Source organism: Arthrobacter sp. YA7-1 (assembly GCF_025960325.1).
GTDB lineage: Bacteria > Actinomycetota > Actinomycetes > Actinomycetales > Micrococcaceae > Arthrobacter > Arthrobacter bambusae_A.
Map to the genome: position 1 here is coordinate 3,812,696 of NZ_CP110114.1, position 14,982 is coordinate 3,827,677.

Annotated in this window: 19 protein-coding genes and 1 riboswitch; of the genes, 12 read left to right on the forward strand and 7 right to left on the reverse strand. The window is 64.4% G+C overall.

The window, feature by feature from the left end:
- Window positions 1–4 precede the first annotated feature (4 nt).
- The 7 genes from OIT41_RS17790 (at window position 5) to OIT41_RS17820 (ending at window position 5,782) form a co-directional block, all read left to right on the forward strand.
- Entirely contained in the window at window positions 5–874 is an 870-nt protein-coding gene (locus tag OIT41_RS17790; protein ID WP_264637007.1) for a DUF4031 domain-containing protein, read from the forward strand.
- Entirely contained in the window at window positions 871–1,650 is a 780-nt protein-coding gene (locus OIT41_RS17795; RefSeq protein WP_264637008.1) for a 2-phosphosulfolactate phosphatase, read from the forward strand. Before OIT41_RS17790 ends, OIT41_RS17795 begins: the two co-directional genes overlap by 4 nt.
- Window positions 1,651–1,748: 98 nt before the next feature.
- Window positions 1,749–2,078, forward strand: a complete 330-nt coding sequence (locus OIT41_RS17800) for a PadR family transcriptional regulator (protein WP_264637009.1) — start codon at window positions 1,749–1,751, stop codon at window positions 2,076–2,078.
- A gap of 2 nt (window positions 2,079–2,080) precedes the next feature.
- On the forward strand, window positions 2,081–2,455 hold the full coding sequence (locus OIT41_RS17805; RefSeq protein ID WP_241710172.1) for a DUF1048 domain-containing protein: 375 nt from the start codon (window positions 2,081–2,083) through the stop codon (window positions 2,453–2,455).
- 2 nt (window positions 2,456–2,457) lie between these two features.
- Window positions 2,458–3,258, forward strand: a complete 801-nt coding sequence (locus OIT41_RS17810) for an ABC transporter ATP-binding protein (RefSeq protein WP_264637010.1) — start codon at window positions 2,458–2,460, stop codon at window positions 3,256–3,258.
- Window positions 3,255–4,016, forward strand: coding sequence for an ABC transporter permease (locus OIT41_RS17815; RefSeq protein WP_264637011.1), 762 nt, complete (start codon window positions 3,255–3,257; stop codon window positions 4,014–4,016). Before OIT41_RS17810 ends, OIT41_RS17815 begins: the two co-directional genes overlap by 4 nt.
- Before the next feature lie 53 nt (window positions 4,017–4,069).
- Window positions 4,070–5,782 (forward strand): sialidase family protein, encoded by a 1,713-nt coding sequence (locus tag OIT41_RS17820; protein WP_264637012.1) that lies wholly within the window; start codon window positions 4,070–4,072, stop codon window positions 5,780–5,782.
- A gap of 16 nt (window positions 5,783–5,798) precedes the next feature.
- Here the strand turns inward: OIT41_RS17820 and poxB are convergent, their stop codons facing one another.
- From poxB to OIT41_RS17855, 7 genes are all read right to left on the reverse strand, one after another.
- Window positions 5,799–7,535 carry a ubiquinone-dependent pyruvate dehydrogenase gene (gene poxB / locus OIT41_RS17825; protein WP_264637013.1) on the reverse strand — a complete coding sequence of 579 codons (1,737 nt, stop codon included), beginning with the start codon at window positions 7,533–7,535 and terminating at the stop codon, window positions 5,799–5,801.
- A gap of 102 nt (window positions 7,536–7,637) precedes the next feature.
- Window positions 7,638–8,039 (reverse strand): YccF domain-containing protein, encoded by a 402-nt coding sequence (locus OIT41_RS17830; RefSeq protein ID WP_078107460.1) that lies wholly within the window; start codon window positions 8,037–8,039, stop codon window positions 7,638–7,640.
- 64 nt (window positions 8,040–8,103) lie between these two features.
- On the reverse strand, window positions 8,104–9,180 hold the full coding sequence (locus OIT41_RS17835; RefSeq protein ID WP_264637014.1) for an ATP-dependent DNA ligase: 1,077 nt from the start codon (window positions 9,178–9,180) through the stop codon (window positions 8,104–8,106).
- A 65-nt stretch (window positions 9,181–9,245) separates the two neighbouring features.
- Window positions 9,246–9,722 carry a hypothetical protein gene (locus OIT41_RS17840; RefSeq protein WP_264637015.1) on the reverse strand — a complete coding sequence of 159 codons (477 nt, stop codon included), beginning with the start codon at window positions 9,720–9,722 and terminating at the stop codon, window positions 9,246–9,248.
- A 137-nt stretch (window positions 9,723–9,859) separates the two neighbouring features.
- Window positions 9,860–10,321, reverse strand: a complete 462-nt coding sequence (locus tag OIT41_RS17845) for an SRPBCC family protein (protein ID WP_264637016.1) — start codon at window positions 10,319–10,321, stop codon at window positions 9,860–9,862.
- The gene (locus OIT41_RS17850; RefSeq protein ID WP_078107456.1) at window positions 10,318–10,668 is read right to left on the reverse strand and encodes an ArsR/SmtB family transcription factor; all 351 of its coding nucleotides are present in this window, start codon (window positions 10,666–10,668) and stop codon (window positions 10,318–10,320) included. Before OIT41_RS17850 ends, OIT41_RS17845 begins: the two co-directional genes overlap by 4 nt.
- 102 nt (window positions 10,669–10,770) lie before the next feature.
- Window positions 10,771–11,367 (reverse strand): phosphoribosylanthranilate isomerase, encoded by a 597-nt coding sequence (locus OIT41_RS17855; protein ID WP_264637017.1) that lies wholly within the window; start codon window positions 11,365–11,367, stop codon window positions 10,771–10,773.
- Window positions 11,368–11,500: 133 nt separating this feature from the next.
- On the opposite strand from OIT41_RS17855, the gene OIT41_RS17860 reads away from it, so the two are divergent.
- The 5 genes from OIT41_RS17860 to OIT41_RS17880 all read left to right on the forward strand — a co-directional run bounded on the left by OIT41_RS17860 (window position 11,501) and on the right by OIT41_RS17880 (window position 14,893).
- A complete protein-coding gene (locus OIT41_RS17860; RefSeq protein ID WP_264637018.1) occupies window positions 11,501–12,160 on the forward strand; it encodes a HutD family protein in 660 nt (219 codons plus the stop codon).
- A 199-nt stretch (window positions 12,161–12,359) separates the two neighbouring features.
- Window positions 12,360–12,425: riboswitch (guanidine-III (ykkC-III) riboswitch) on the forward strand.
- A 9-nt stretch (window positions 12,426–12,434) separates the two neighbouring features.
- A complete protein-coding gene (locus OIT41_RS17865; protein WP_241710155.1) occupies window positions 12,435–12,749 on the forward strand; it encodes a DMT family transporter in 315 nt (104 codons plus the stop codon).
- A gap of 2 nt (window positions 12,750–12,751) precedes the next feature.
- Complete coding sequence (locus tag OIT41_RS17870; RefSeq protein ID WP_264637019.1) at window positions 12,752–13,117, forward strand: DMT family transporter; 366 nt, start codon at window positions 12,752–12,754, stop codon at window positions 13,115–13,117.
- 69 nt (window positions 13,118–13,186) lie between these two features.
- Window positions 13,187–14,206: an aldo/keto reductase gene (locus OIT41_RS17875; protein ID WP_241710157.1), complete on the forward strand. Its 1,020-nt coding sequence runs from the start codon at window positions 13,187–13,189 to the stop codon at window positions 14,204–14,206.
- 36 nt (window positions 14,207–14,242) lie between these two features.
- On the forward strand, window positions 14,243–14,893 hold the full coding sequence (locus OIT41_RS17880) for an MBL fold metallo-hydrolase (protein WP_264637020.1): 651 nt from the start codon (window positions 14,243–14,245) through the stop codon (window positions 14,891–14,893).
- Window positions 14,894–14,982 lie beyond the last annotated feature (89 nt).

Consider the following 14,982-nt stretch of genomic DNA (forward strand, 5'->3'; position numbering starts at 1 on the left):
GGCCATGGCTGTCTACGTTGATCCGCCTCTGTGGCCCGCGCACGGGACCGTGTTTTCGCACCTCGTCTCGGACACGTCACTCGAGGAACTGCATGCCTTCGCCGACGCAGCGGGGATTCCGGAGCGCGCCTTCGACGGCGACCATTACGACGTCCCGGAACGCCGCTACCAGGATCTCCTGTCCGCAGGCGCCATTCCCGTGGAGGCGCGCATTCTTGTGCGGAAACTGATCGCGAGCGGCTTGCGGATTCCTGCCCGCCAACGCAGCAAGGCGCTCACCGTGCCCTTGCTTGAGCGCTGGAATTCGACGCTTCCGGGGCATGAGGAGCTGGGTTTTGAGCTCCTCGAACGCTGGGGCGAGGACCATCGGAAGTACCACAGCCGCACGCATTTGCTGGCGGTCCTGGAAGCCCTTGACCTCCTCAGCGAACCCACAGCACCTGCGCACTCGGTGACTTTGGCCGCCTGGTTCCACGACGCCGTCTACGAGGGAATCGCCGGGCAGGACGAAGAGCAATCAGCCAGGCTGGCCGAGGACCGCTTGGCCGTTGCGGGCCTTCCCGTGCCAGTGATCGACGACGTTGCCCGGCTGGTCCGGCTGACCTCCACCCACAGCCCCGAACCGGGAGACCACGCCGGCGCCCTCTTGTGCGACGCCGATCTGTCCATCCTCGGCGCCGAACCCGCGGCGTACGCCCGCTACCTGGCCGCCGTCCGCGAGGACTACGCCCACGTCAGCGATGGCGACTTCGCCGCAGGCAGGGCCGCCGTCGTCCGCCAACTGCTTGCTTTGGACCCGCTCTTCCACAGCGAACGAGCGAAGAACCTGTGGCTGGACGCCGCCCGCCGCAACCTGGAGGCCGAACTGTCATGACCATGGCGGGGACGGTGCACCGGCAGCTTCCGTTCACCGTGAGGTTTGAGTGGGGGCGCGACGGCGCCCGTTCCATTGCGTCCGGGGCGGACCTCGCCGTCGTGGTTGACATCCTTTCCTTCACCACCTGTGTCAGCGTCGCCGTCGATCGTGGTGCCGTGGTGTTCCCGTACCCATGGAAGGACGCCGGGGCCGAAAATTTCGCCGCCCGCCACAATGCCCGGCTGGCTGGTCCGCGAGGCGGCGGCGGACTGAGCCTCTCGCCGTCGAGCCTGCGGGACGCGCGGAACTTGAGCCGGGTCGTCCTGCCTTCACCCAACGGCTCTTCCATCGCATATGGTCTCGCCCGGGAAATCCCGCTCATCGCAGCCGTCTCACTTCGCAACGCAGCGGCCACCGCGGATTGGGTGGCATCCGAACTCCCCCCGGATGCGGTGGTGGCGGTGATCGCGTCCGGCGAACTCTGGCCCAACCGTTCGCTCCGGCCCGCCGTGGAGGATCAGATCGGGGCCGGCGCCTTCATTGCCGGGCTCGCTGCCGCAGGGCGAGGCGGCTTCACACCGGAAAACGGAAAGCAAGGCTTCGCTCCGGAGGCCGAGGCTGCGATGGCGGTCTACAACGCTGCCGAACCCAGGCTCCATGACGTTCTGCGACGCTGCTCCAGCGGCCGTGAGTTGATCGGCGCAGGGTACGCGGACGACGTCGAGATCGCCGCAGAACTCGACGCCGGGACCACTGTGGCCCTGTTGAGGGAGGGCGCGTTCCGGCGTCCTTGAGTCCGCTTATGAATGTTCGGCAAGGGCTTGCGGTTCCACTACTTAGCGCTACTATGTACTGGTAGCTAGTAACACTAAGTAGTGAAGGGAGGAGTCCAATGGGCAAGCAGATGACGGAGATGCTCAAAGGGACCCTGGAGGGCATCGTTCTCGCCCTCCTGACCGGGAATCCCGCGTACGGGTACGAAATCACGACACTGCTCCGGGGGCAGGGCTTCACCGAGATCGCCGAGGGCACCGTGTATGCGCTGCTCGTCAGGATCGAGCAGAAAGGCCTTGTCGATGTCGAGAAGTGGCCGTCCGAGAAGGGCCCGCCGCGCAAGGTCTATTCGCTCAACGAGCAGGGCGAGAAGGAACTGGACGAATTCTGGAATACGTGGAGTTTCCTGTCCGAGCGACTGGAACAGCTCCGAAAGGGAGGAAAGTGAACATGGCCGCAGGGTGGATCGAGCAGCTCACGGGATCGCTCGAACAGAAGAAGCAATATCGGCAAAACAAGGCACGCGTGGAACGGCTTCCGGCGGACTATCGCGCGGTGGCGACCGCGCTGGAACGGTACCTGATGTATTTCGGGGCCATCACCAAGGGAGATGTCCTGCTGCGGATGCTCGGCGATCTCACCGATCTCTTCGAACAGAGCGCCGCGGACGGAACGCCGATCCGCGCGATCGTCGGAGACGACCCTGTGGAGTTCGCCGAAACGTTCATGCGGAACTACACGGGCGGTCAGTGGATCAACAAAGAGCGTGAACGCCTGGTCAAGGCCATCGACGCCGCCGCCGGAGACGACGGGAAGGAGGGGTAATCATGACCAAGGCACCCATCACCCCCGAACCCGCGATCCGCGTGCGTGCCATCGAAAAATCCTACAAGGAACTGCGCGTGCTCCGCGGCGTGGACTTCGACGTGGAACCGGGCACCATCTTCGCCCTTCTTGGCTCCAACGGAGCAGGAAAGACCACGATGGTGAAAATCCTGTCCACACTGCTGAGCCCGGACGCCGGTTCGGCCAGCGTCAATGGATTCGACGTCGCGGCCCACGCGGAGCGGGTGCGGGAATCCATCAGCCTGACCGGACAATTCGCAGCAGTCGATGAAATCCTCTCCGGTCGGGAAAACCTGGTGCTCGTTGCCAGGTTGCGGCACCTGAAGGATCCCGGCCAGGCGGCGGATGATCTTCTGGCGCGCTTCAATCTCTCGGAGGCAGCATCCCGCAAAGTGTCCGCGTATTCAGGAGGCATGCGCCGTCGCCTTGACATCGCCATGAGCTTGATCGGGCAGCCCGAGGTGATTTTCCTCGATGAGCCGACCACCGGGCTCGACCCTGAGGCGCGCATCGAAGTGTGGCAGGTAATCCAGGAGCTCGCGAAACGGGGCACCACCGTACTGCTCACCACGCAGTATCTCGATGAGGCTGAACAACTCGCGGACCGGATCGCCATCCTTCATCAGGGACGCATCATCGCGAACGGCACCCTCGCCGAGCTCAAACAACTACTTCCGCCAGCGAAGGTCGAGTACGTCGAAAAGCAGCCCACCCTGGAGGATATCTTCCTCGCGCTGGTGGGGAACGAGGGCAAGGTCGCGTCAAGTAAGGAGCAGTCATGAGCACACACTTCTTCGGAGACACGGCCGTCTTACTGGGCCGCTCCATGCGTCACATCTTCCGCAGCGCGGACACCATCATCACCACCGCGATCACGCCTATCGCCCTCATGCTGCTGTTCGTCTACGTGTTCGGCGGAGCCATCAAGACAGGCACCGAGAACTACGTCAATTACTTGCTGCCGGGAATCATGCTGATCGCGATCGCATCGGGCATCGCGTACACCGCCGTTCGCTTGTTCACTGACATGAAGAGCGGCATTTTCGAGCGGTTCCACTCCATGCCGATCGCACGATCATCCGTGCTATGGGCACATGTGCTGACCTCCATGGTGGCCAACGGTATCTCCCTCGTGATCATCGTGCTGGTAGCCCTCCTGATGGGATTCCGCACGTCGGCAAGCCTGCTGTCCTGGCTCGCGATCATTGGAATCCTGGCACTCTTCACTCTCGCGCTGACCTGGCTCGCCATTATCGCGGGCCTGACGGCGAAGTCCGTGGACGGCGCCGGCGGGTTCTCCTACCCGCTCATCTTCCTGCCGTTCATCAGTTCAGCCTTCGTCCCCACGGCCACCATGCCGGGTCCCGTGCGTGCGTTCGCCGAGAACCAGCCGGTCACGTCGATCGTCAACACCATTCAGGATCTGTACGAACAACGGCCGATCGGCAGCGACATCTGGGTCGCCCTAGCATGGTGCCTCGGCATCCTGGTTCTCGCGTACTTCTTCGCGGCGGCGGCCTACCGGCGCAAGATCAGCTGAGGACGGCCTCGGAAGGGCGCGGGTCCGAAGGCGTCGCCTCGTATCATGGAGGTGTGACCTCCTACCTTCAACGCAATGGTGCCGAACTCCCCCAAGCCCGTCCCGACGTCGAGCACGTCCTGGCGGTGCGCGGCACGGGAGGCTACCGCCAGTACCGCATCCCTGCGCTGGCCGTCTCGACGGCGGGGACAGTGCTCGCCGCCTATGACGGAAGGCCGAACCTGGACGACCTCCCCAATCCGATCGACCTCCTTCTCCGGCGCAGCACGGACCATGGCCGCAGCTGGGAAGAGCAGCAGGTGGTCCGCAGCGGCGTCGGTCTCAACGGATACGGCGATCCGAGCCTCCTGGTGGACGCCGTGACCGGGCGGATTTTCATGTTCCACGCCGCCGGGACGCATGCCGGTTTCTTCGAGGCGGTGGCCGGGCTGGAACCGGATGACGACGTGCAGCACTGCGACGTCAGCTTTTCCGACGACGACGGCGTCACCTGGGAGCATCGGCGGCTCACCGGTCAGCTCAAGCCGGGCCGTGTTGCCGGTGCCCGCGCCGGTGCCCGAGACCGCGGCATCACGGGGATCTTCGCCGCGGCCGGGCAGGGAATCCAGATGCACGCCGGTCCGTTAGCCGGACGCCTGGTGCAACAATTCGTCGTCCTCGTGGACGGCGAAATCATGGCGGCTTCGGCGTACAGCGACGATCACGGTGAGAACTGGACGCTCGGATCGCTGATCGGAAAGAGTCAGGGCCGGGTCGGCCCCAACGAGAACAAGGTCGCTTGCCTGGACGACGGCCGCCTCCTGCTGCACTCGCGAGCCACTCCCCGGCGGCTGGCGGCAATCTCCCATGATGGCGGCGAGACGTGGAGCCAGCTGGAACCGGTCGAAGACCTCCCCGACCCGAGCGACAACGGCTCGCTTGTCCGCTTCGACAGCCTGCCGAATGTAGCTTCGCTCGCCACCCCGGCCACCCACAGCTGGTTGCTCGCGAGCAACAACCAGGACACTTCCTTGCGACGCAATACGGTCCTCAGCCTCTCCACGGACAACGGGGCCAGCTGGCCCGCCAAGCTGGTCCTGTGCGAGGGCAGCTCGGCGTACTCGACGGCCGCGCGGCTCCCGGATGGCAACGTCGGCGTCTTGTACGAGCGGCAGGGATACCGCGAGATCGTGTTCGTTTCCGTGCCGGTGGAGCAGCTGACAGGACAGCTTTCAGGCCCAGTAGGCCCGGCGGGATCGCTTGAAACCCGGCCCGACGGCCTCGAGTTTCACATGGAACTGCGCTCCATCACCCCCGGCCGACCCGCGGTGTGGCGGAACGCCGGCGAGTTCCACGTCATCGCCGCGGACAACGACGGTGACTGGGACGTGCAGACCTGGAAGGAAATCGGCCAAGGCTACTCACCGGAGCAGGCGCAGATCCTCGGAACCCGCGAAGCCCAGGATCTTAACTACGGGCCCATCATTCCGGGCTACAATGCCGGGGACATCCTCGCTTTCACCGGACGCGCCCGCAACCTCGGCACCCAAGCGGCGTCCGGCGTCGTACTCCGGGGACCGCATGCGAACCCGGCGGACTTCCCGCCCTCCGATCTGGCACCGGGCGCGGAAGCGCTGTACTTCACACCGGTGTACACGGTCACCGCGGAGGATCTGGCGCGGGACTCGCTTGAGCTGACTTTCGCGGTGGCGTACGACGGCGGGGCACGGGTCACCGAGCGCAGCTTCAGTTTCGATCTGCGCACCGGAGCCGTGACGGCCAGCTAGTACTCCGGGGTTCGGTTCAGAAGATCTGGCGGATGTTGGTCTTGGCGAGGTCGATCAGCTGGTCGCCGCGGCCGGAGAGGACCGTCCGGATCGCGTAGAGCGTGAAGCCTTTAACCTGTTCGGCACTGATCGCCGGCGGAATCGACAGTTCCTGCCGGGCCGTGCGGACGTCAATGAGGGCTGGACCGTCGTGGGCGAAGGCTTCAGCCAGTCCCGCTTTCAGCCCGGAGGAGTCGTCCACCCGGATCCCACGGATTCCCAGGGATTCAGCGAGTTTGGCGAAATCCGGGTTCTCCAAGTCCGTGCCGAAATTGACGAAGCCCGCGGCCTTCATTTCGAGCTCCACGAAGTTCAGCGAGGAGTTGTTGAAGACCACCACTTTGACCGGGAGCTTGTTCTGCACCAAGGTGATAAGTTCGCCCAACAGCATGGTCAGGCCGCCGTCGCCGGCCAGGGCCACCACTTGGCGTCCCGGGTACGCGGCCGCCGCACCGATTCCGTGCGACAACGCATTGGCCATGGTTCCGTGGTTGAACGAACCGAGCAGCCGGCGTCGGCCATTCATGCTCAGGTACCGGGCCGCCCACACGGTGGGGGACCCGACGTCGCACGTGAAAACCGCATCCGGGCCCGCCAACTCATCCACGAGCCTGCCCACGAACTGCGGGTGGATCGGCTGGCCGTCCTTGGCCGGAGAAGCCAGGTCGTCGAGTTTGGCGCGCGACTTCGCGTAGTGCTTGAGCGAAGTACTCAGGTGTGTGCGTTTCGCCTTGCGCTCAATCAGCGGCAGGAGCGAGCCCGCAGTGTCCTTGACCGTACCCACCAGGCCAAGATCGATCCGGGACCGCCGGCCAAGCTGTTCGCCCCTGATATCCACCTGGATGATCTTTGCGTTCTCCGGGTAGAACTGCTGGTACGGAAAATCGGTGCCCAGCATGAGCAGGGCCTCGCAGCTCTCCATCGCGCGGTAGCCGGAACTGAACCCCAAAAGGCCCGTCATGCCGACGTCGAACGGGTTGTCGTACTCGATGTGCTCCTTGCCGCGCATCGCGTGGACAATCGGCGCCCCCAGTGCGTCGGCCAGAGCCATGACCTCGGCATGCGCGCCCGCAGTGCCGGCACCGGCCAGGATGGTTACTTTGCCGGCCGAGTTGAGAATGCCCGCCGCCTCGGCGAGTTCCCTGGGGTTGGGCCGGATCTCCGGCCGGGCGGCCCGGATCACGGCAGTCCGGTCGCTCTGCGCCTCCGCGAGGGCCACGTCGCCGGGAATCACGACGACGGCGACGCCCCGCTTCTCGACCGCCGTCCGCATCGCGATTTCCAAGACCCTGGGCATCTGCGAAGGATGGGCGACGTGTTCGACATAGACGCTGCACTCCCGGAACAACTCCTGGGGGTGCGTCTCCTGGAAGTACTGGCCGCCGATCTCTTCGCTCGGAATGTGGGCGGCGATGGCCAGCACGGGAACCCTTGACTTGTTGGCGTCATAGAGGCCGTTGATCAGGTGCAGGTTGCCGGGACCGCAGGATCCGGCGCACACCGCGAGTTCATCCGTAAGGCCCGCCTCGGCGGCGGCCGCCAACGCGGCGGCTTCCTCATGGCGGACGTGCACCCAGCGGATGCCCTCCTCTTCCCGCAGCGCGTCCGTGAATCCGTTCAGGGAATCCCCTGGGATCCCATAGACGCGCTGGACGTTGTTGGCTTTGAGGGTGGCGACGATGTTCTTGGCAACAGTGTTCCTGGCGGCGGACATGGACTGTTCCTTTCGAGGGGAGGCAGTGCAGACAGGGCCTACGCTACTCCGGAACAGTCCATGGCGCCTGACGCGCGACGCCGGGTGGCCGACGCTGCCGCTCTAGTGGTAAGTGCTGACGAACGGGCGGTTGCTAGGCACGATCTGCTTGCCCAGCGGCATGAGCGATACCGGGATGAGCTTCAGGTTGGCGATGGCCAGCGGGATCCCGACGATGGTGATAGCCATGGCGAAGGCCGTGACCACGTGCCCGATCGCGATCCAAATGCCTGCCACCAGCAACCAGATGACGTTGCCCAAGAGGGTAAAGACGCCCGCGCTCCCGGGCTTGTCCACGACCATGCGACCAAACGGCCACAGCGTGTAGGAGGCAATCCGGAACGACGCAATGCCCCACGGGATGGTGACGATCAACAAGCAGCAGACGATTCCGGCCATGAAGTATCCCAAGGCCAGAACGAAGCCACCGCAAACAAGCCAGATGATGTTGAGCAGCGTTTTCATATCTTCCATTGTCCCTTGCTGGGTGCGGCCTGGTCCTAGGGGTTCGCCCTGAAATCCCCCTGATTTACGGTTTTCCTGTATCCAGGACCGCTGACAAATCGAACTTTACGGGTTCCTCAAGCTGCTCATAGGTGCACGACTCCGGCTCCCTGTCCGGCCGCCACCGCACGAACTGCGTGGTGTGCCTGAACCGCTCCCCTTCCATATGGTCGTAAGCCACTTCCACAACGAGTTCGGGCCGCAGGGGCGTGAACGACAGGTCTTTCCCTGCGCTCCAACGGCTGCCTTCGGCGTTCCGGGGTGTCCGGCTGCCTTCCTCCTGCTCGGCCCACGCCCAGGGATGCCCATCGAACCCGGTCACGAGGGGTTGGAGTTCGTCGAACAGTTCCTTGCGTCTTTGCATCGAGAAGGAGCCCACCACGCCCACGTTGGACAACCGGCCGCCGTCGTCATAAAGCCCCAACAAGAGCGAACCAATAAGGTCACCACCGGTCTTATGAACGCGGTAGCCGGCCACAACGCAGTCGGCGGTCCGCTGGTGTTTGACCTTGAACATCACGCGCTTGTCCGGTTGGTAGGTACCATCGAGCGGCTTGGCGAGCAGGCCGTCCAGGCCTGCGCCCTCGAACTGCTTGAACCACTGCTCCGCCGTTCCCTTGTCCCGCGTTGCCGCAGTGAGGTGGATGGGAGCGGCGGCGTCTGCGAGTGCTTGTTCAAGCGCTGCCCGCCGCTCGGCGAAGGGCCGTCCCGTGAAGTCCTCATCGCCAAGGGCGAGCAGGTCAAAGGCCACGAATTTCGCCGGCGTCTGCTCGGACAACAGCTTGACCCTGCTGGCTGCCGGATGGATGCGTTGCTGGAGGGCTTCAAAGTCAAGGCGGTCACCGGATTCGCCCACCAGGATGATCTCGCCGTCGAGGACGCAGCGTTCCGGCAGGTTTGCCTTCAACGCCTCGATGAGCTCCGGGAAGTACCGGTTCATGGACTTCTCGTTGCGACTACCGATTTCAACGTCGTCACCGTCACGAAAAACGATGGAACGGAAACCATCCCATTTAGGCTCGTAACTCATGGCGCCGTCGGGGACGGCGCCGACCGCCTTGGCAAGCATGGGCGCGACAGGGGGCATGACCGGCAGTTGCATGAAGCCATTCTTGCCGGGGCACCGGGACCGCGCTACCCGTTCATTCGCTTAAGTGGATAAAAGGATTACTTGCAGTTGGCGCTCAGCCAGGCGGTGACGGGAGCCATCGCCTTTTCGAACTTGCCGCTCGAGTAGACGGTTTGGTCTTTCAAGCCCGCGATTGCGGTGTCCTTGAGATTGGTGAAATCAGCCTTGAGCGCATCCGGGACGCGATCCGCCGTGGCGGCAAGCTCGGTCTTGTATTGCTCCAGCTCGGCGGTCTTTCCCTGCGCCGCCGACATCGGCAGCAACGAAGCTCCCGTGGCCTCTTGAGAAATGGTGGAACACATGTCGGCTGCCGATGCGAAGCCTCCGAATGGACCTGATGATGGAGTTGGGCTGGCACTTGCGGGTGCGGTGTCGCCCGCCGAAGAGGACGACGGCGTTGCCGCCGCGGCGGAGCCCCCTCCCTGGGTGGAGCAGCCGGACAGCGCCAGTGCGGCGAAGAGCGCGACTGTCAGGTATCGAAGAGGGCTACTAAGGGCTTTGGGAAGGATTTTCAAAGGTCGCATTCTGCTTGATCGTCTGTCTCCGGAACCGTTCGGCCGCCGGAGCAATGGCATTCTGTCCCCGCCGTGGAGTGTAGCCCGGATGGGCACCGACCTTCCAAGTTGACTTCGGCCGCCTTTTGGACGCCTTCCTATTCCCGCGCCAGCAATGTGTCCAGTTTGGTGAACGAGGTGCCCCATCCCTCGCGGGTCATGTCCACCCATTCGTCTGAGTCGAAGGGACCTTGGGTGAGATGAAGTCGCGTACGGCCGCCATCCAGTACCTCGAACTCAAGGCGCATTTCCAGCAAAAGCGTAATCCCGGCGTCGGGCTCGGCTTTCTGGGTGGCGACCAGTAGGGCGGGCGGATCGTACGCGGTGATGACCGCGTCGATGGGTGATTCCTTGGCGACGCCGTTCTCGTCCCACGTCATGACGAGCTGCCAGACTCCGCCCACCCGGGGGTCGACGGCGATCCGCTCGCGGGGCGCATCGACGCCGACCGGCCCGAACCATGCGGCAAGCTGATCGGGGTCCACGAAAGCTTGGAAGACGAGCTCGCGCGGGGCCTCGAATTCGCGGGTCATGGTGAGGATGTGCTGTTCCGTGTTCATTGCTTGACTCCTGGATCCTGTGAATCGTGCTGAATTTTGCGTAGGTGGGCGTCGAGGCGGATGAAACTGGCATCCCAGAAGCGCCTGTATCCGTCCATCCATTCGGTGGCTTCGCGCAGCGGTTCCGCTTCCAACTTGGAAGACCGCCATTGCGCATTCCGGCTCCGGCTGATCAGTCCCGCATTTTCCAGGACCTTGAGATGCCGGGAGACGGCGGGAAGGCTGATGTCGAACGGTTCGGCAAGCTCGTTCACGGTGGCCTCACCCTCCGAAAGCCGGGCCAGAATGGCCCTACGGGTGGGGTCGGCAAGTGCCGAGAAGATGAGACTGAGCCGGTCGGTGGACATCACTGGCGCCTTCGTATTTAACTGATCAGCTAATTAACCGATGCTTTAAATGTGCGGCGCCGCACGGCGGCTGTCAAGGGTTTCTTGCGTTTGGTGGGGGCGTCAGGCTTTTGCGGCCTGGACAAACGCGCGCACGAGGTCGAGGTCCTTCACCCCGCGAGAGGACTCCACGCCGCTGGACACGTCGACGCCCCAAGCCTCGGCTTCGAGCGCTGCGGCTCCGACGTTGGACGGGGTCAACCCTCCGGCCAACAACCAGTGGCGTGAGCCCAAGCCAAGCTTTCGGACCGAGGAATAGTCCCACGCCTCACCCGAACCCGGCACGGCGGCGTCGATCAGGAGAAGGTCCTCTCCCCACTCCTCGAACTCGTCCTGAGCGGCACCCATGGTGACGGCCCGGATGAGGCGCATGCCGGCGTCGTGCACGGTTTCCACGTCTTCCGGCGAGCGGCTGCCGTGGAGCTGGACCCACTCGAGGCCGGCCTCGCGCGCGATTGCGAGGGCGTCGGCGGCTGTTTCGTGGCGGAAGACTCCGACGGCGGCAACACCTTCCGGTACATGCGCCAGCAAATCCCGGGCACGGCTTGGCGATACCTCGCGCGGGCTCTTCGTCAGCACGAAACCCACGGCGTCCGCGCCGGACTCGACGGCAGCGTGGACGGATTCAGGCGTGCTCAAACCGCACACTTTGACGAACATTCCGCGCCTCCAACCGTTTACCTTACTACGACGTTAGCAAGGGCCTCCGGGATTGTTGAACCGCGCCAAGGTTGCACGGATGTTACGCCGGCGTTCAGCAGGCCGCCGACGCGCTCGGGCTAGGCTGGAGCGCATGGAGATCATCCGCTTTGCCGAGCTCAAACCCGAACCGTGGCGCAACGGAGGCGGGGTGACCCGCGAAATCGCCAGCCATCCGAAAGCGGCGTCGGCGCAAGACGGAGCGTGGGACTGGCGGGTCAGCATCGCGGACGTCGGATCGGCCGGCGCATTCTCGACGTTCCCTGGCATGGAGCGAGTCATTACTGTGATCGACGGCGAATTGCTGCTGCTCACGGTGGACGGCGAAGAGCACCCTTTGGAGAAGTACCGGCCATTCCGGTTTTCGGGCGAGGCTGCTTCGACCAGCGCACTCCCCACCGGCGACATCCGGGACCTCAACGTGATCGCCCGGGCCGGCGAATTCAAGGGGTACACGTCCATTATCGAACTCTCCAAGAAGCGCGCACACCCGGTATTCGAAGGCCAGCTCGCAGTCCTCTTGGAGGGCAAGGCTTCTGTTAGTCCCGGCGCGGAGACTTCGGATGTGTCTGCGGACGGCTCGGCCGGCTCCAACGGCTCGGCCGATGGAACCGCCGCTGACGTACCTACCGAGTCCGTCGAACTCGGCCGCTACGACGCAGTAGTAGGTTCCGACACCCGCAGCCCGGAAATCCTGGGCCGTGGATTCCTCGCCGTCATCTCGATCGACCGCGTGGAGCATGCGCCCTCCTAGGTCCCAGCACTGGACATAATGCCAACATGCCCATTCGCTGAGCCGAAGACTGGACATGTCCCCCGTGGCGTCGGCGGCATGCCCACTCCCTGAGCCCAACACTGGACATGTCCCTCGGTAAAGCGCTCAACTGCGCATGTCCCTTGGTGAGGCTCGCCACCAAAGCTGGCCACCCGGCGTCGGGCTTTGCTAGCCTCGAAGGAAGGCCCGCACAGGGACCTCCGGACGACGGTTCAGTACCCGGCACGCGACAAGACTGGCCAAAGGATCCGTCATGTCGTGGTTAATCCTCATTCTGTCCGGCGCGCTCGAAGCCGTTTGGGCCGCAGCGCTCCACCGCTCCAAAGGCTTCCGCCGGCCATTGCCCTCCGCTGTCTTCCTCGTCAGCGTGACCGCGAGCACCGCAGGACTGGCGTTCGCAATGCAATCCATCCCCACCGGGACCGCGTATGCGGTGTGGGTTGGAGTCGGCGTCGTCCTCACGGCGGCTTACGCGATGATCACCAAAGTTGAGCGCCCGACGGCGGCCCGGCTGCTCCTGCTCGCCGGAATCGGCGTGTGCGTGGTCGGCTTGAAGGTGGTGGCGTAGCCATGACCGCCAAGTTCGCATGGGCTATTCTGCTGGCCTCCGCCGTGCTCGAAGCTGTGTGGGCGACGGCCCTCGGGCTGTCGGACGGCTTCAGCCAAGCCCTCCCCACTATTGTCTTCGCCGTCACCGCGACTCTTAGCATGATCGGACTCGGCATCGCAGTGAAGCGGATTCCTCTGGGCACGGCCTACGCCGTCTGGGTCGGGATCGGCGCTGCGCTGACGGTTGGCTGTGCGATGGCCACCGGCGTCGAACCGGCCAGCCCGCTCAAGCTGCTGTTCATTGCCGGAATCGTTGGATGCGCGGCCGGGTTGAAGGCCCTCCCCACGGAGAAGCGTGAAGAAGTGACTGAGCCGGCCCAGCGATAAGCGCGGAATACTCCCCCTGCCCATGGAGTTGGCAGCAGTGAGACGAACACTCGGCGAAGGAGAACTACCATGAGCCCGGAAACCACGAATGTACAACTCGGTGATGGCCTGACCGTGAGCCCCCTCGGTTTCGGCGGGATGGCCTTGACCCCCGTTTACGGCGAGGTGGATCCCGCCGAATCCCTCAAGACGCTGCACCACGCCGTGGATGCCGGCATCAGCTTCATTGACACCGCCGATATCTACGGCGCGGGCGACAACGAAGAACTGATCGCGAAGCTGCTGAAGGACCGACGCGACGAGGTCCAGTTGGCCACCAAGTTCGGCATCGTAGGCAACCCGCGCGACGGCTACACAGACGTCCGGGGAGATACCGCGTACGTGGGCCAGGCGGCGGAAGCAAGCCTCCGCCGCCTGGGCACCGACGTCATCGACCTCTACTACATGCACCGCCGCGACCTCCGCGTTCCGATTGTGGAAACCGTGGAGGCCATGGCAGAGCTTGTCCGGGCTGGCAAAGTCCGGCACCTTGGCCTGTCGGAAGTGACAGCCGAGGAGCTGAGGGAAGCCAACGCCGTGCACCCGATCGCAGCGGTGCAGAGCGAGTGGTCGATCTGGAGCCGGGACGTTGAGCGCAACGTCGCCCCGGCTGCGGCCGAGCTGGGTGTCGGATTCGTACCCTATTCGCCGCTTGGCCGGGGATTCCTCACCGGAACGGTCAGCGCCGAGCAACTCGGTGAGAACGACTTCCGGCACCGCATCCCCCGTTTCGCGGACGGCGCGCTCGACGCCAACCAGGCAGTTGTTGCCGCGGTGCGTGCCGTGGCCGCCGAGCTGTCCGAGAGTACCGGCCGGGATGCAACTCCCGCCCAGGTGGCTTTGGCCTGGCTTTTCGCCCAGGGCCGCCGCCTTGGGCTCAGCGTGGTCCCCATCCCCGGCACACGCAAAGCGCACCGGATCGATGAGAACCTGGGCGCCTTGTCGCTCGAGTTGAGTGCCGCCCAACTGGACATGCTCGACGGCGCCGCGGACGCCGTCGTCGGCTCACGGTCCGCGGATCCCACCTGGGTTTCGCAGGGCCGCGAGTAGTCGGCGAGCCGCACGCGGCTTCCGTAGAGTGGTCGAATGGACTCACTCATTCATTCACTGCGTGACATCACCATCCGGCGAATCTCGGTCAGCGAGATGAACAACAACGTGTACCTGCTCACCGCCAGGGCCAGCGGTGCACAGCTCCTGATCGACGCCGCGGACGACCTTCCGGCCATCCAACAGATGATCGAAGACTCGGCCGCGGACACCACCGCTGCACCGTCGCTGGCCCTCATTGCCACGACGCACCAGCACTGGGATCACGTCCGCGCGCTTCCCGGGTTGGTGGAAGCCACGGGCGCGAAGACTTCGGCCGGAGTGGACGACGCCGATGCGCTGCCCGTGCCGGTGGACGTGCAACTGCACCATGGCGATGTAGGAAAGTTCGACGGTTTCGACATCACCGCGGTGCACTTGCGCGGCCACACTCCGGGTTCGATTGCCTATGTGTACCTGGACCCGGAAGGGCCCGCGCACATTTTCAGCGGCGACTCGTTGTTCCCCGGAGGAGTTGGCAACACGCAGAACGATGCTGCCCGCTTCACGTCGCTGTTGAATGACGTGAGCGAACGGCTGTTCGAGGCCTACCCGGACGACACCGTGGTGCACCCGGGCCATGGAGATCCGACCACGCTCGGTGCGGAGCGGCCACACCTTGCGGAATGGCGCGAGCGCGGCTGGTAGTGCCCCGGGACATGCTCAGCCTTTGAGCCAAGGAGTGGACATATCAGGAATATGTCCACTCCTCTCCACCCACGCTGAGCATGTCCAGT

Coding starts and splice junctions, on each gene's coding strand:
- OIT41_RS17860 (WP_264637018.1), top strand. CDS start 11,501: ATGGAGATCATCCGCTTTGCCGAGCTCAAACCCGAACCGTGGCGCAAC.
- OIT41_RS17830 (WP_078107460.1), bottom strand. CDS start 8,039: ATGAAAACGCTGCTCAACATCATCTGGCTTGTTTGCGGTGGCTTCGTT.
- OIT41_RS17810 (WP_264637010.1), top strand. CDS start 2,458: ATGACCAAGGCACCCATCACCCCCGAACCCGCGATCCGCGTGCGTGCC.
- OIT41_RS17850 (WP_078107456.1), bottom strand. CDS start 10,668: ATGTCCACCGACCGGCTCAGTCTCATCTTCTCGGCACTTGCCGACCCC.
- OIT41_RS17835 (WP_264637014.1), bottom strand. CDS start 9,180: ATGCAACTGCCGGTCATGCCCCCTGTCGCGCCCATGCTTGCCAAGGCG.
- OIT41_RS17805 (WP_241710172.1), top strand. CDS start 2,081: ATGGCCGCAGGGTGGATCGAGCAGCTCACGGGATCGCTCGAACAGAAG.
- OIT41_RS17855 (WP_264637017.1), bottom strand. CDS start 11,367: ATGTTCGTCAAAGTGTGCGGTTTGAGCACGCCTGAATCCGTCCACGCT.
- OIT41_RS17790 (WP_264637007.1), top strand. CDS start 5: ATGGCTGTCTACGTTGATCCGCCTCTGTGGCCCGCGCACGGGACCGTG.
- OIT41_RS17865 (WP_241710155.1), top strand. CDS start 12,435: ATGTCGTGGTTAATCCTCATTCTGTCCGGCGCGCTCGAAGCCGTTTGG.
- OIT41_RS17845 (WP_264637016.1), bottom strand. CDS start 10,321: ATGAACACGGAACAGCACATCCTCACCATGACCCGCGAATTCGAGGCC.
- OIT41_RS17800 (WP_264637009.1), top strand. CDS start 1,749: ATGGGCAAGCAGATGACGGAGATGCTCAAAGGGACCCTGGAGGGCATC.
- OIT41_RS17880 (WP_264637020.1), top strand. CDS start 14,243: ATGGACTCACTCATTCATTCACTGCGTGACATCACCATCCGGCGAATC.
- OIT41_RS17875 (WP_241710157.1), top strand. CDS start 13,187: ATGAGCCCGGAAACCACGAATGTACAACTCGGTGATGGCCTGACCGTG.
- poxB (WP_264637013.1), bottom strand. CDS start 7,535: ATGTCCGCCGCCAGGAACACTGTTGCCAAGAACATCGTCGCCACCCTC.
- OIT41_RS17815 (WP_264637011.1), top strand. CDS start 3,255: ATGAGCACACACTTCTTCGGAGACACGGCCGTCTTACTGGGCCGCTCC.
- OIT41_RS17870 (WP_264637019.1), top strand. CDS start 12,752: ATGACCGCCAAGTTCGCATGGGCTATTCTGCTGGCCTCCGCCGTGCTC.
- OIT41_RS17795 (WP_264637008.1), top strand. CDS start 871: ATGACCATGGCGGGGACGGTGCACCGGCAGCTTCCGTTCACCGTGAGG.